Origin of the sequence: Paenibacillus mucilaginosus 3016 (genome assembly GCF_000250655.1) — a bacterium.
GTDB lineage: Bacteria > Bacillota > Bacilli > Paenibacillales > NBRC-103111 > Paenibacillus_G > Paenibacillus_G mucilaginosus.
Genome location: NC_016935.1, coordinates 8,725,228 through 8,739,048 on the forward strand (window position 1 = coordinate 8,725,228; position 13,821 = coordinate 8,739,048).

General features: G+C 51.1%; 16 protein-coding genes. 1 reads left to right on the forward strand and 15 read right to left on the reverse strand.

Going from position 1 to position 13,821, the window contains the following annotated elements; translation table 11 throughout:
- Positions 1-98: 98 nt before the first annotated feature.
- Genes PM3016_RS36605 through PM3016_RS36615 form a run of 3 tightly spaced genes read right to left on the reverse strand, consistent with a single transcriptional unit; the run spans position 99 to position 1,549 of the window.
- Positions 99-332, reverse strand: a complete 234-nt coding sequence (locus PM3016_RS36605) for a DUF951 domain-containing protein (RefSeq protein ID WP_013921592.1) — start codon at positions 330-332, stop codon at positions 99-101.
- Entirely contained in the window at positions 332-1,264 is a 933-nt protein-coding gene (locus PM3016_RS36610; RefSeq protein WP_013921593.1) for a mechanosensitive ion channel family protein, read from the reverse strand. Before PM3016_RS36610 ends, PM3016_RS36605 begins: the two co-directional genes overlap by 1 nt.
- Positions 1,265-1,306: 42 nt before the next feature.
- Positions 1,307-1,549: a putative Se/S carrier protein gene (locus PM3016_RS36615; RefSeq protein ID WP_014372787.1), complete on the reverse strand. Its 243-nt coding sequence runs from the start codon at positions 1,547-1,549 to the stop codon at positions 1,307-1,309.
- Between the two features lie 134 nt (positions 1,550-1,683).
- Between PM3016_RS36615 and yyaC the strand changes: the two genes are divergently transcribed.
- Positions 1,684-2,298 carry a spore protease YyaC gene (gene yyaC, locus PM3016_RS36620; RefSeq protein WP_014372788.1) on the forward strand — a complete coding sequence of 205 codons (615 nt, stop codon included), beginning with the start codon at positions 1,684-1,686 and terminating at the stop codon, positions 2,296-2,298.
- On the opposite strand, the gene PM3016_RS36625 is transcribed toward yyaC, so the two are convergent.
- The 12 genes from PM3016_RS36625 to rpmH form a co-directional block, all read right to left on the reverse strand.
- Positions 2,273-2,767 (reverse strand): DUF4446 family protein, encoded by a 495-nt coding sequence (locus PM3016_RS36625; RefSeq protein WP_014372789.1) that lies wholly within the window; start codon positions 2,765-2,767, stop codon positions 2,273-2,275. The two genes, yyaC and PM3016_RS36625, sit on opposite strands and share 26 nt — an antisense overlap.
- A 15-nt stretch (positions 2,768-2,782) precedes the next feature.
- Positions 2,783-3,943, reverse strand: coding sequence for an aminotransferase class V-fold PLP-dependent enzyme (locus PM3016_RS36630; protein WP_014372790.1), 1,161 nt, complete (start codon positions 3,941-3,943; stop codon positions 2,783-2,785).
- A 103-nt stretch (positions 3,944-4,046) separates the two neighbouring features.
- Positions 4,047-4,907, reverse strand: coding sequence for a ParB/RepB/Spo0J family partition protein (locus tag PM3016_RS36635; RefSeq protein ID WP_013921598.1), 861 nt, complete (start codon positions 4,905-4,907; stop codon positions 4,047-4,049).
- Positions 4,904-5,662: a ParA family protein gene (locus tag PM3016_RS36640; protein WP_013921599.1), complete on the reverse strand. Its 759-nt coding sequence runs from the start codon at positions 5,660-5,662 to the stop codon at positions 4,904-4,906. Before PM3016_RS36640 ends, PM3016_RS36635 begins: the two co-directional genes overlap by 4 nt.
- 275 nt (positions 5,663-5,937) lie before the next feature.
- Complete coding sequence (noc, locus tag PM3016_RS36645; protein ID WP_013921600.1) at positions 5,938-6,759, reverse strand: nucleoid occlusion protein; 822 nt, start codon at positions 6,757-6,759, stop codon at positions 5,938-5,940.
- A 174-nt stretch (positions 6,760-6,933) separates the two neighbouring features.
- Positions 6,934-7,659 (reverse strand): 16S rRNA (guanine(527)-N(7))-methyltransferase RsmG, encoded by a 726-nt coding sequence (gene rsmG / locus PM3016_RS36650; protein WP_014372791.1) that lies wholly within the window; start codon positions 7,657-7,659, stop codon positions 6,934-6,936.
- A 3-nt stretch (positions 7,660-7,662) separates the two neighbouring features.
- The gene (gene mnmG / locus PM3016_RS36655; protein WP_014372792.1) at positions 7,663-9,552 is read right to left on the reverse strand and encodes a tRNA uridine-5-carboxymethylaminomethyl(34) synthesis enzyme MnmG; all 1,890 of its coding nucleotides are present in this window, start codon (positions 9,550-9,552) and stop codon (positions 7,663-7,665) included.
- 48 nt (positions 9,553-9,600) lie between these two features.
- Positions 9,601-10,977 carry a tRNA uridine-5-carboxymethylaminomethyl(34) synthesis GTPase MnmE gene (gene mnmE / locus PM3016_RS36660; protein WP_014372793.1) on the reverse strand — a complete coding sequence of 459 codons (1,377 nt, stop codon included), beginning with the start codon at positions 10,975-10,977 and terminating at the stop codon, positions 9,601-9,603.
- 78 nt (positions 10,978-11,055) lie between these two features.
- Complete coding sequence (jag, locus tag PM3016_RS36665; RefSeq protein ID WP_014372794.1) at positions 11,056-11,676, reverse strand: RNA-binding cell elongation regulator Jag/EloR; 621 nt, start codon at positions 11,674-11,676, stop codon at positions 11,056-11,058.
- A 163-nt stretch (positions 11,677-11,839) separates the two neighbouring features.
- Positions 11,840-12,571, reverse strand: coding sequence for a membrane protein insertase YidC (gene yidC / locus PM3016_RS36670; RefSeq protein WP_013921605.1), 732 nt, complete (start codon positions 12,569-12,571; stop codon positions 11,840-11,842).
- A 66-nt stretch (positions 12,572-12,637) separates the two neighbouring features.
- Positions 12,638-13,003: a ribonuclease P protein component gene (rnpA, locus tag PM3016_RS36675; protein ID WP_014372795.1), complete on the reverse strand. Its 366-nt coding sequence runs from the start codon at positions 13,001-13,003 to the stop codon at positions 12,638-12,640.
- Between the two features lie 163 nt (positions 13,004-13,166).
- Complete coding sequence (gene rpmH, locus PM3016_RS37795) at positions 13,167-13,301, reverse strand: 50S ribosomal protein L34 (protein WP_014372796.1); 135 nt, start codon at positions 13,299-13,301, stop codon at positions 13,167-13,169.
- Positions 13,302-13,821: the final 520 nt, after the last annotated feature.

Below are 13,821 nucleotides of genomic sequence, written 5' to 3' on the forward strand. Positions count from 1 at the left end.
CTCAAACTTTTTTTTGAAACCAGATCCTTTGCTCCGGAGTTTCGTATGCAAACCGTGCACCGTCCCATTCAGCGGGAGGCTTCCTTGAAAGTGCCCCTCTAACTTTCGTTTTGCGACGGGCTGCCGCCGGCTTCTTCAGGGGCTGCGGAGCGAAGCACTTTCTTCAGCTTGCTTTCGAACTTCGGCCGCGGAACAAGGACACTGTGCTTGCACCCTACGCATTTGATCCGGATGTCCATGCCCATACGGATAATTTCCATTTCATTGGTGCCGCAGGGATGCGGCTTTTTCATCTGCACAATATCGCCGAGTCCGTACTGCTTCTTTTCCATTACAACTCCGCCTTTTCGTTTCGATGATACGTTACTACTCTGGGATAAGGTATCTGGATGCCGCTGGATTCGAACGCCTTCTTGATCAGGGAGTACAGGTCACGGGACACGCCGAACTGCGCGTTCGGTTTGCACTCTGCGGTCAGCCGCAGCGTAATCTCGGATACACCCATCGTCTGGACTCCGAGCACCTGGGGTTCTTTTACAATATCCATGCTCTTCTCGTAATAAGCATCCGCCGTTTCCCTCAGAATCTGAATCGCCTGATCGATGTCCGTTTCATATGTGACATTCACGTCGATCACAGCGAGCGAGTTATTGACCGAGAAGTTCGTTACCTGATTGATCGTGCCGTTCGGGAGAATATGGATTTCGCCTGTCCAGCTCTTGATTCTCGTTACCCGGAGCCCGATCTCTTCCACGGTCCCTTTGTACGTACCAACCTGAATCACATCGCCTACGGCGAACTGATCTTCGAAAATAATGAAAAAGCCGGTGATCACATCTTTAACAAGACTCTGTGCACCGAAACCGATGGCAAGCCCCAATACCCCGGCCCCTGCCAGAACCGGACCCAGGTTCACGTTGAACTGGCTTAGGATCATCAGAATGAGAATAAAGTTCACCACATAGGTAACGATGTTGCGAACGAGTTTGCCGATCGTCTCCGTTCTGCGCCGGCTGAAGTGGATGGGCCCCTTCTCGCGCGCCTCCAGCATGCCGTCGATGATTTTATCGGCAAGCTTGATAATCAGTCTTCCCACGATGAGGAGAATCAGAATTTTGACCACCGTGAACAGAATGGCCATCCACATGCCCGGGTCCGAGACATAATCGACCGTTTTGTTCTGGAACCTGAGCCATGTTTCCTTCCAGCCCTCCGCATCCAGTACGTCAACGCTTGCTGTTTTTCCCAATAACGGTATTCTCATTGCCTCTCCACCTTATTTCACTATCCTTGGTTTTCTCTATTCCTATGATTCTATCGTAACATACGCGCCTTCTTTCTTACAAAAGATCCCGCGGATATCTACTTTCTCATCCTCTATGATCTGCAGCACTTGTCCCAGCGCCTCTTCCGGAAACTCCAGCGACAGGGCGCAGCCCGCCGTAATCTCCTTGGGTGTCGGGCACATATCGTTCTCTATGTCGGCATACTCCAGCAGCATCTCTGCTCTTAACGCCTGCTGTGTCGAGTCGAAAGCCATGAGCAGCAAATCGGTCCACCTCGGCTCTGTTTTTTGGCGATCTACGTATAAATCTTCCCTATCAACCGTATACTAGTAACACCTAATTTCGAAGAAGGGCAGAGCCGTTCTTCACCCAATTCCTCTACGCGGGAGGCCTTTATATGAAACTGCCATTTCATAGAGATTCACACAAAGAGAAAGAACCGGATACCCTCAAGATCATGCACTCGGAGAACAACTGTGTGGAACTGCTCTCTGAACGCCTAATCGCCTCCCTGCAGCATGTGCCTCCCCACCAGCCTATCGTATTGGTCTGTGTTGGCACAGACCGATCGACCGGTGACGCACTCGGTCCTCTCGTCGGGTCCCAGCTTCGCAGACTCAATGTCGACGGGCTTCATTTATACGGTACGCTAGATCACCCCGTTCATGCCATGAATCTCAGCGAGACCTTGAACACGATCCATCAGCATTACAACAATCCGTTCATTATCGCTATCGATGCCTGCCTCGGTCAGTTGACCAGTGTCGGCTGCATCCAAATCGGCCAAGGTCCGGTGAAGCCAGGTGCCGGTGTGAATAAGGAACTGCCCCCGGTCGGCCATATGCATGTCACGGGAATTGTGAATGTGGGCGGATTTATGGAGTATTTTGTACTGCAGAACACCAGATTGTCCCTGGTCATGAATATGGCCGAGATCATCGCCAAATCGTTCTACAGTGCTCTTGCCGGCAAACAGCGATGGTCGACTACCCCTTTAGCAAGGATCGAGTAATCGCCTCTTTCTCCTCCGGTGTCAGTACATATTTGGAGGTGCCGCTATCGATGGGTTTGGCATACAGATAGGTGTTATCCCGGCTGTGAATTCCGCTCAGGACCACACCGCTCCGGCTATCATCCAGGATGGCTACCGAGAAGCTCAGATCACTCCCGGTTTCCGCAAAAGCATTATATCGGTAAACTCCGACATTGGACTTCATGCTTGTCATGCGCTGGCGGATCCGTTGCAGTTCCTGCTCCATCGCATGCGACCGTTCAGCCTGTCCTTCCCACTGATCCTGAAGACGGGCGACAATGGTTTCCATATCCATATCGCCCATACCGCCCATCATCCGGGTGTACTTTTTACGCAGCTTATTCAATTTTACCCATAATGCAATCAGGGCAACCAAAAATACAACGATGACAAGGGAAGCCATCAGCAGTATGACTTCTGTCGGTATGTCCAGCACTCGCTCTCCCACTTTCCATCCTCCTGCTTACTTTGAACCGATATGCTGTGCAATCTCGCCCACAGCCTGAACCAAACGATCGACCTCAGCCTCGGTCGTAAAGCAGCCGACACTGGCTCGCACAGCGCCCCGCTCGGTTGTACCGGCGCTCTCATGGGCCAGCGGCGTACAGTGAAATCCGGCCCTGACGGCAATCCCGAACGATTGATCCAGGATAAAAGCGACTTCCGAGGAATCCGCATTCGCCATGGTGAACGACACAAGCCCGGTTCTCTGTTCCCCGGCGGCCGGGCCAAGCAGCTGGATCCCCTGGATCTCATTCAACCCTTGCATCATCCGCTGGGTCAAACTCCATTCGGCTGCGTAGATCGCTTCGACGGTTTTTTCTTCGATGTATTTCAATCCTTCTATTAATCCGGCGATTCCCACCGTATTTTGTGTGCCTGCTTCATACCGGTCCGGCCGCACATTCGGCTGCTCTATGGCTTCCGATTGACTTCCTGTTCCTCCGTGAAGCAGCGGTTCGAGGACAAGATCCGGATGCAGATACAATCCGCCGGTTCCTTGCGGACCAAGCAGACTTTTGTGGCCCGGGAAGGCCAGCATATGTATACCCATGCGTCCGACATCAATCGGCAGAACCCCGGCCGATTGAGCCGCATCGACGAGCAGTTTGATGCCCTTGTCTTCGCACAGCTGCCCAAGGCTTGCAATAGGAAGAATGCTGCCCAGCAGGTTCGAACTGTGGCTGCAGACGATCAGCTTCGTCTGGCTGCGGACTTCCTCTTTGACCCGGTCCATATTCAAATTCCCCGCAGCATCCGTTTCCACATAGGTAACCTGAACCCCATGTCTTCGTTTCAAATATTCCAGGGGCCGCCGAACCGAATTATGCTCCACGGAGGTACAAATGACATGATCACCTTCCGAGAGAAACCCTAGAATGGCTTGATTTAATGCCATGGTCGTATTTAGTGCATACGAAATATCATTCGGGTTACGGACACCGAACAGCTTGGCCAGCCGTTTGCGGCCTTCGAATAAGGTCCGGCTTGCTTTTACCGCCATACTGTGGCTTCCCCTGCCCGGATTGGCAGCATAGTGCTCCATACAATCCTGCATGGCCTTCCATACTTGAAGAGGTTTGGGCCAAGAAGAAGCCGCATGGTCCAGGTATATCGTCTCCATCCTACTCACCTCAATCATCTTTTATCCAATCCAAAAAGATAGCACCCCTAGTGTGCCTGAGTGCTTCAGGCGCTATCCCGGGTATGCTATCCGTGGGCGGTTTCTAGGACGTTTTACCTTGCAGCAGTTCCAGCAGTCGATCCAAGTCATCTTTGGAATAGTAGAGCAGCTCGATCTTGCCTTTATTGCTGCTGCCATGTCTGATCTTTACGGTCGTTCGGTACGTCTCACGCAGCGTTTCTTCCAGCTCGTTGATATACGGATCCTTGCGCTTTGCCTTTTGCTTCGCTTTTTTGGAGTCCGATTTTTCTTCGAGCTTTTTCACTTCCTCTTCAAGCTCCCGGACACTCCATTGTTCCTTAATGGCCGTATCGGCTAATGCCTTCATGAGCTTTTTATCCTTCAACCCGGCAATCGCCTTCGCATGTCCCATGGATAGTGTTCCACGTGAAACATAGTTTTTGACTTCTTCCGGCAGCTGAAGCAGTCTCAGAAAGTTCGCGATATGGGAACGGCTCTTCCCCACTTTAACAGACAGTTCCTCTTGGGTAAGGGAGAACTGATCGATCAAAGCCTGGTATGCAATCGCAATTTCCATGGCGTTTAAATCTTCACGCTGTACATTTTCAATCAAGGCAATTTCCATCACCTGCTGATCGGTGAACTTTTTAATTACAGCAGGCACGGTTGCCATTCCGCATTTTTGGGAAGCACGGAAGCGACGTTCGCCGGCAATAATCTCATATCCTTTAAGAACGCTGCGCACGATAATCGGCTGAATCACGCCGTGTTCTTTGATCGAGTCCGCCAGTTCCTGGATTGTCTCGTCGTTAAAATTACGACGCGGCTGATATGGATTCGCTCGAAGCTGCGCGAGTGGAATCTCAACAACCTTATCATCTTCGTTAATACTGAGGGCAGGCAATAGTGCATCCAATCCTTTTCCAAGAGGTCTTTTACTCACAGTGCGATCACTTCCTTTGCAAGCTCCATATACACTTCTGCCCCTTTGGAACGCGGATCATAAGTAATAATGGATTGACCATGGCTTGGTGCTTCGCTCAAACGGACATTGCGCGGAATAATGGTTTGATACACTTTTTGCTGAAAATATTTTTTCACTTCTTCAATGACCTGCATTCCCAGATTCGTTCTCGCATCGAACATGGTAAGCAGTACGCCTTCAATCTGAAGGTGGGTGTTCAGATGCTTCTGCACCAAGCGTACCGTATTCAACAGCTGGCTTAAGCCTTCAAGGGCGTAGTACTCGCATTGAATCGGGATAATGACGGAATCCGCCGCTGTAAGTGAATTAACGGTCAGAATACCGAGTGAAGGAGGACAGTCGATGAGAATATAATCGAACATCGGCTTAACGAGCTGGAGTGCTTTCTTGAGGCGAACTTCACGGGAGATGGTCGGTACCAATTCAATCTCCGCCCCGGCCAGTTGAATCGTAGCCGGTATGATCTTGAGATTCTCAATGGCCGTATTACACATGGCATCCTTCGGATGGATATCATTGATGAGAACATCATAGATGCAGTAAGCCACGTCCGCCTTGTTGACTCCGATGCCGCTCGTCGTATTTCCCTGAGGATCGATGTCCACGAGGAGCACTTTTTTCCCCAACGATGCTAAGGATGCGCCGAGATTGACCGAAGTGGTTGTTTTTCCCACTCCGCCTTTTTGATTCGTTATGGCAATTATTTTGGACAACTAAATTCACCTCAAATAAACAAACTGGGTAGAATCCTCACGGAGTGTATGACAACCAAGTAAACTGAAAGCGTATCACCGGCAAATTGTCGACAAAAAGAAAAATCATCAGAGAGTTCGAATCGTGCTCTCCAATGACCGTTAAACACAAGGAGACACAGATATCCTTCATCTAATGTGTCTCTTGGAATACTCAGCGTTCCATCTCTATATCTCTACAAGATCGGAGGCCGGTATTCCTTATCTTCTATTCTATGCAAACGGGTACTTCTATTCTATCGTTTTGGTATTCGAATTACAATCTCGTAATGATCCTCATGATCCTGTTCCGTCGTATTAATTGGAAGACCGGAAGAGGTGACCATATCTACCGATTGGCGGATCGTATTGAGCGCCAGTCGGACATCCTTCGAATATGAAACTCTCTTTGATTTATTTTTAACCTTGGCTGCTTCTTTGAAGAAGGCTATGCGGGCTTCCGTCTGCTTGACATTCAATTCCTTGGTGATGATATCTTCAAGAACTTTTAATTGAAGCTCCTCTTGATCCAAGGAGAGCAGCGCACGGGCATGACGCTCCGTGATTTTGCGGTCCATCAAGGCTTGTTTTACTGGGTCGCTCAGCTGAAGAAGACGAATTTTATTGGCAATCGTGGATTGGCTTTTTCCCAGCCGCTGGGCCAAACTCTCCTGCGTAAGGCTGTGCATATCAATCAACTGCTGATAAGCGATAGCTTCTTCGATCGCCGTCAAGCCTTCACGCTGCAGATTCTCGATCAAGGCGATGGAGGCTGCCTGAGAATCATTGAAGTCACGAATAATAGCAGGGATCGTCTCGTAACCGAGTTTCTTCCCCGCTCTCCATCTTCGTTCGCCAGCAATCAGTTCATATTTATTATTTCGAATGCGAACAACAATAGGCTGAATGAAGCCATGCGTTTTAATCGTTTGGCACAGTTCGTCAATCCGCTCATCGTCAAAGATCGTTCGAGGCTGATAGGGACTAGGAACGATGTCATTGACAGGAACATGTTTTACTTCGTCCGCAGACGATGCTTTTTCAACAAATCCAAACAGCTTTGAAATGTGTTCCTTCATTACGTTAACCACCCGATCTTTTTCACCGATAAGTATCCTGCTACTAAGTAATTCTCCAAATCCAACCTGAATTCCTGCTTGCCGTATGTACAAGTTTGTTGTAGGTTTCTACAATTTGGTGACAGACGGCTGTCTTCTGCTGCTCTGTTCCACGTGAAACACAAAAAACCGCTGCTAGGACAGCAGCGGTTCTTTCATAGGAAGTCCGGCTTTGCGGGGATACTTGGCAGGAGTAGAGTCAATCTTCTTGGTTATAACCAAGTGCCTGACCGATTCTTCAATAGGAAGAATAAATCGGTGTGTCTCTACTACTTTAGCGTGCAGTTCTTGAAGGCTGCGTCCGGCTTCCTTCAGTTCATCTCCAATGTCCTGGCCTTTCATGGCAACAAAGAGTCCGTCAACGGAGGTGAACGGGAGGCAGAATTCATTAAGAACGGCTAGACGTGCCACAGCTCTTGCGGTGACAAGATCATAGCTGTCCCGGTGAGCTGCTCCCCGAGCCACATCCTCCGCCCGGCCGTGAACACATGTAACATTCGACAAACCAAGCGCCATCGTCAAATGGTTCAAGAACTGGATCCGCTTGTTCAGTGAATCTACAATCGTAACCTGCAGGTGCGGGAATGCGATTATCAGAGGAATGCTTGGGAAGCCTGCCCCGGAGCCGATATCCGCCAAGGCGGCATGATCATCCACCGGCACATAAAAAGCCAGAGAGAGCGAGTCGAAGAAATGCTTCAAATAAACCTGATCTCTCTCGGTAATTCCGGTGAGATTCATCCGCTCGTTCCAATCGACAAGCTCTTTGTAGTATATCTCGAACTGGCTAAGCTGGTGTTCATTCAATGCAATGCCGTGCGGTTCCAGCATCTCTACGAATTGTTGCTGTACAGCGTCCATTAGTTACCCTCTCGCGGCAATGACTTTATTGTAATGCTCCAGATGGACGAGCAGAATGGAGATGTCCGCCGGAGTGACGCCCGAGATCCGGGAAGCCTGCCCAATGGAGATCGGTCTGATCTTACTCAGCTTCTGCTTTGCTTCCATAGCAATTCCGTTGATGTCATCGTAAATGATATCATCCGGGATGCGCTTCTTCTCCATCTTCTTCAGACGCTCGACCTGAATCAGCTGCTTCTCGATATATCCGCTGTACTTAACTTGGATCTCCACCTGCTCTTTCATATCTTCCGTCAACTCGTAGGATGATGGGGAGAGCGAGTGGATATGCTCATACGATACTTCCGGACGGCGGAGCAGCGAGAGCAGGTCAACGGAGTTATTGATCTCCGCAGTGCCCACGGAAGCGAGCAGGTTCTGCACTTCGGCAGTCGGCTTAACCTTCGTCGTCTTCAGACGCTCAAGCTCCTCTTCCACCCGCTTCACCTTCTCCTGGAACTGGGCATAGCGCTCCGGCGAGATCAAGCCGATGTCGTATCCTGTCTGTGTCAGACGCAGGTCCGCATTGTCATGACGGAGCAGCAGACGGTACTCGGCACGGGACGTCAGAAGACGGTACGGCTCACTGGTCCCCTTCGTCACGAGATCATCGATGAGCACGCCGATATAAGCTTCCGAACGATCCAGGATAACAGGGTCTTTCTGCTGCACCTTGCGTGCCGCGTTGATACCGGCCATAATGCCTTGGCCTGCCGCTTCTTCATAACCCGACGTACCGTTGATTTGGCCGGCCGTGAACAATCCCTCGATCACCTTCGTTTCGAGGGAAGGCTTCAGCTGCGTAGGCACAACGGCATCATACTCGATCGCATAGCCGGTACGCATCATCTCGACCTTCTCCAGTCCCGGGATGGAACGGAGTATCTGCAGCTGTACATCCTCCGGCATGGAAGTCGACAGTCCCTGCACATAGTATTCCTTCGTGTTGCGGCCTTCCGGCTCAAGGAAAATCTGGTGCTTCGGCTTGTCGCTGAACCGGACGATCTTATCTTCGATCGACGGACAGTAGCGCGGTCCCGTACCCTCAATCGCACCGGAGAACATGGGCGCCCGGTGAAGATTGTCATTAATGATCTGATGGGTCTGTTCCGATGTATACGTTAACCAGCAAGGAAGCTGATCCGGGACCTCTTGAGTCGTTTCATAAGAGAAGAACTTCGGCTTGTCGTCTCCCGGCTGGATAGAGGTTTGGGAGAAATCAATCGTATCCCCGTGCACACGCGGCGGAGTTCCCGTCTTGAAGCGGACCAGTTCCAGACCGTGCTTGCGCAGGTCTTCGGCCAGCTTTACGGAAGGCTGCTGGTTATTCGGGCCGCTTTCGTACATGAGCTCGCCCATAATAATTTTGCCCCGCAGATACGTCCCCGTAGTCAGCACGATCGCTTTTCCGTAGTACGTTGCTCCCGTCTTTGTAATGACACCGCGGCATACGCCGTCTTCCACTATCAGTTCTTCCACCATGCCTTGACGAAGAGTCAAGCCATCGGTCTTCTCAATGGTTTCCTTCATCGTTTGCTGGTACAGGAATTTGTCCGCCTGGGCGCGAAGCGCATGGACGGCAGGTCCTTTACCCGTGTTCAGCATCCGCATTTGGATGTAAGTCTTGTCGATGTTGCGGCCCATTTCGCCGCCAAGCGCATCGATCTCGCGAACCACATGCCCTTTCGCCGGTCCGCCGACCGACGGGTTGCATGGCATGAAAGCGACCATATCCAGGTTAATGGTCAGCAGCAGCGTCTCACATCCCATACGTGCGGATGCCAAGGCTGCCTCAACGCCGGCATGGCCGGCTCCAATGACAATTACGTCGTAATTGCCTGCTGTGTAGCTCATGGATGTACCTCCTCTAAAAACCTCTTTTATATATGAACAAACCGCTTATTATTTTCCGAGACAAAATTGGGAAAAAATCTGATCAATCAACGATTCGCTGACGGCATCCCCGATAATCTCTCCAAGGTGCTCCCACGCGTTGCGAATATCGATCTGGATCATATCGATCGGCACGAAGCTCTCGGCCGCCTGATGAGCTTCCGTCAGTGCTGTACGTGCCTGCTTGAGCAAGCCGATATGCCGTGCATTGCTGACATACGTCAGGTCACTTGATTCTACCTGACCGCTGAAGAAAAGGCCAGCAATAGCTTTTTCCAAGTCAGCAATGCCCTGCTGGGCCAGAATCGACATCGGAACCACGTGCTCGCTGCCGAAGGACTCCCTCAGAAATTCGATTTCAATCTGCTGCGGCAGATCCTGCTTGTTAATAATAGCGATCACCTGACGCCCGCGAAGCTGCTCGATGAGAGAAAGCTCATCAGGCTGCAGCGGCTCCGCTCCGTTGAACACGAGCAGAATCAGGTCGGCATCACTTAGAGCCTGCCGGGATTTTTCGACACCGATCTGTTCGACCAGATCCGAGGTTTCCCGGATGCCGGCCGTATCCAGCAGCTTCAGCGGAATCCCGTTAACATGAACATATTCCTCCACCACATCCCGGGTCGTGCCGGCAATCTCGGTCACGATCGCACGTTCTTCCTGGGCGAGTGTATTCATAAGCGATGATTTACCGACATTCGGTCTGCCTATAATGGCGGTAACCAACCCTTCACGGAGAATTTTACCCTGCTGGGCCGTCTGCAGCAGATGCTCAATATCCGCCAGAGCAGCCGAGCACTTGTCCTTAATGAACAAGTTGGTGAGCTCTTCCACGTCATGCTCCGGATAATCGATATTCACTTCGATATGGGCCATAAGCTCGACCAGCCGGTGGCGGAGCTCCTTGATCCGCTTCGAGAGCGTGCCCTCGGACTGCTTCAAGGCAATACGGAATGCCCGATCGGACTTGGCGCGGATCAGGTCGATGACCGCTTCCGCCTGAGACAAATCGATCCGCCCGTTGAGATAAGCCCGTTTCGTGAATTCGCCCGGCTCGGCCAGACGCGCTCCGCTCTCAAGCAGGAGGTCCAATACTTTGCGGACCGAGACGAATCCCCCGTGACAGGAGATTTCGACAACGTCCTCTTTCGTGAACGAACGCGGGGCCCGCATGACGGTGACCAGCACTTCTTCGGTGCGCACACCTGTGTCCGGTTCGCGGATATACCCGTAGTTCACGGTGTGCGTATCCACCTCAGCCAGTTTCTTCTTGCCGGCGAAGATCTTGTCGCTGACCGCGACCGCCTCGTCCCCGCTTACCCGAATCACCGCGATCCCGCCTTCGCCCGAAGGGGTGGCAATCGCTGCAATGGTGTCCTGATTCATGATGATGTCCTCCAAATTCCTCCGATTCTAAAGAAAAAGCAATGAAGTCATACAGCGATGACGACATTGCAACGGGATCTAACGTAATACGATAACTACCCGGCGGTTCGGTTCGTCTCCCCGGGAGAAGGTGCGTACCTTGGCGTGCTGCTGAAGTTGGGAATGAATCACCTTGCGTTCCTGCGGTGACATCGGCTCAAGGACCACTTCCTTCTTCGTGCGGATTACGCGCTCAGCAAGGCGGTCCGCAAGTCCCCGAAGCGTCTCTTTGCGCCGTTCGCGGAACTGCTCCGCATCGAGCACGATGCGTAAGTGATGGTCGGCGTACCGGTTCGCTACAATATTCACCAGATACTGAAGGGCATCGAGCGTCTGGCCCCGGCGACCGATCAGCATGCCGAGCTCGCCGCCGAAGAGATGGAGCTCCGTCCCTTCCCTGCTCTGTTTCTTCTCTATCCTTATATCACGAAGCTGCATGGCTTCCATCACCTCTTGAAGAAAGGCCTCGGCTTCTTCAAGCGGATCGGGAAGCAACTCCAGCTCCACCTTGGCATCCTTGGCGCCGATGAGTCCGAACAATCCTCTGGCCGGATGCTCCAGAATCGTACTCTTTACACGCGCTTCCGGAACCCCGAGCTGCCTCAGACCGCTTGCGATCGCATCCTGGGCGGTCTTCCCCGTCACCACGATTTTCTTCATCTGGCCACCTCTTCTGAAATTAGATCTTTAATTTCAGTCATCTCCGCACGAAGCGGAGATCATCCCGGATTACCTGATATGTTAAGCGAAGCAGCGGAGATCCAAGATTCGCGGTCGCGAGAACGGCGGCCTCCCTCATCTTACCGTCAAGAAGCCTTCTGCCTTACTTCTTAACCGAACCGTCTTTCGGCTGGCGGTACAGGAAGTAGGATTGCACGATCGTAAAGATGTTGCTGTAAACCCAGTACAGCGGCAGTGCGGAAGCAAAGTTCATCGCCATCACGAAGATCAGGATCGGGAAGATGAACATCAGACTCTGCATCTGCGGATTCATCTGCGAAGACATAACCTTCTGCTGCAGATACGTGGTTAAAGCGGCGAGAAGCGGAAGAATATAATAAGGATCCTTCGTTCCAAGCTGCATCCACAGGAACGAGTGGGTTCCGATTTCGGTATTACGCATAATGGCATTATACAGGGCGATCAGAATCGGCATTTGAACGAGCACGGGCAGACAGCCGGCCAGCGGGTTGACGCCTTCCTTCTGGAACAGCTTCATGGTCTCTTCCTGCTGTTTCTTCGGATCGTCCTTATACTTGTCCTTGATTTTCTTCATCTCCGGCTGCAGATCCTGCATCCGCTTCGAGCTGCGGTACTGCTTCAGGGTCAGAGGGAGGATAATGAAGCGGATAATAATCGTAACGACGAGGATCGACAGTCCGTACGAACCCCACATCAGATCCGCGAACCAATCCAGTGCACTCGATAAAGGGCCTACTGCGAACCGGTCCCACATGCTGTTGGCTGGATCGATAGGCGCGTTGGCGGGAGAACAGCCCGCAAGCAGCAGAAATACCGCAAAAAACGGTATGTATTGAAGTGATCGGCGCGTCAAAAGAACATCCTCCCAGTTTCATCTTTTCCAATAATACACTATATCATATCTCCGTCAGCAAAGAAACTAATCCCTGCGCGGCGCTTCCTCTTTCTTTTGCAGCAAAGACGCCCGTTTGAGCACGTGGAACACGCTCTTCTCCATCTCGTGATACGTCATTTGGGCAGCCGGCTTGCGTGCAATGAGAATCAGATCGTAGCCGCGCGGCATCCGTGCCGCATTCAGGCGGATGATTTCTTTAAGCACCCGGCGGATCCGGTTGCGCACGACGGCATTCCCCAGTTTCTTGCTCACCGATACGCCGAGGCGGAAGGAAGTCAGCTGCGGCTGGAACTTATAATATAGAACGAACTGATGATTCGCGGCCGACTTTCCGTGCCGGTACACCTTGTCAAAGTACTCTCTCTTGGTCAGACGATTCTTTTTCTCCACGTCTTATCGCACTCCCAATGCCCACCCGTTATTGCACCACAACTTCTCTATCCTTAACGGAAGTGAGCGGTTTTAAACCTGGTTCTCCCATCAGAGGAAGACCCTTGTCTCTCTATTTATAAGTAACAATAAAAAAAGACCACCTGTACAGTGGTCTTTCGTCTTATGCGCTGAGTACTTTTCTGCCCTTCAGTCGACGAGCGGCCAGTACTTTGCGACCATTCTTCGTGCTCATTCTTTTGCGGAAGCCGTGAACTTTGCTGCGCTTTCTGACATTCGGTTTAAATGTCGGTCTCATTGATCGTGCACCTCCTTACTTCAGGAAACTCGTTCCCTTTGAAAATACCTTTCAACATTAAACCACTTCCGAGCCCAAAAGTCAATCCTGGTGTACTAGTAAAAAGTTATTCACAAACCTCGCGAGCCGCAGCCGCAAAACACGCCAAAAACAGCCTGTGTATAATTTCGCCGCGGATCTCCACAGGTTTTGTCGAATTGCAAACAGAATATTAACAATATCTAGTGCTGTTGATAAGTATTTCACACTAGGTGTAGGTAATGTGGATAAAACCAAAAGTTCCGTTGCGCAGCGGGGTCATTTTTGATATCATGAGTATGTTTTCCGTTGTGGATATAACTTTTTGTCAACAATGTTATCAACAGCCTGTGGATATCTTTGTGAACAATTTTCAGGCCCTCTGAATAATTTTGTTTCCGCCGCCCTGCATAATGTGGATAGTTCCGACAACATTCCGTTTTTTTCTACAGGATCACGGCTTACGCCACACCGGTTATTTTTTTGAAGGAGTGAATACATT

Bases quoted from the DNA above. Each gene is read 5' to 3' on its own strand.
- jag (WP_014372794.1), bottom strand. From the start codon at position 11,676: ATGAAGAAAATCGTGGTGACGGGGAAGACCGCCCAGGATGCGATCGCA.
- yyaC (WP_014372788.1), top strand. From the start codon at position 1,684: ATGAAACTGCCATTTCATAGAGATTCACACAAAGAGAAAGAACCGGAT.
- mnmE (WP_014372793.1), bottom strand. From the start codon at position 10,977: ATGAATCAGGACACCATTGCAGCGATTGCCACCCCTTCGGGCGAAGGC.
- rsmG (WP_014372791.1), bottom strand. From the start codon at position 7,659: ATGGACGCTGTACAGCAACAATTCGTAGAGATGCTGGAACCGCACGGC.
- PM3016_RS36610 (WP_013921593.1), bottom strand. From the start codon at position 1,264: ATGAGAATACCGTTATTGGGAAAAACAGCAAGCGTTGACGTACTGGAT.
- rpmH (WP_014372796.1), bottom strand. From the start codon at position 13,301: ATGAGACCGACATTTAAACCGAATGTCAGAAAGCGCAGCAAAGTTCAC.
- noc (WP_013921600.1), bottom strand. From the start codon at position 6,759: ATGAAGGAACACATTTCAAAGCTGTTTGGATTTGTTGAAAAAGCATCG.
- mnmG (WP_014372792.1), bottom strand. From the start codon at position 9,552: ATGAGCTACACAGCAGGCAATTACGACGTAATTGTCATTGGAGCCGGC.
- PM3016_RS36605 (WP_013921592.1), bottom strand. From the start codon at position 332: ATGGAAAAGAAGCAGTACGGACTCGGCGATATTGTGCAGATGAAAAAG.
- PM3016_RS36630 (WP_014372790.1), bottom strand. From the start codon at position 3,943: ATGGAGACGATATACCTGGACCATGCGGCTTCTTCTTGGCCCAAACCT.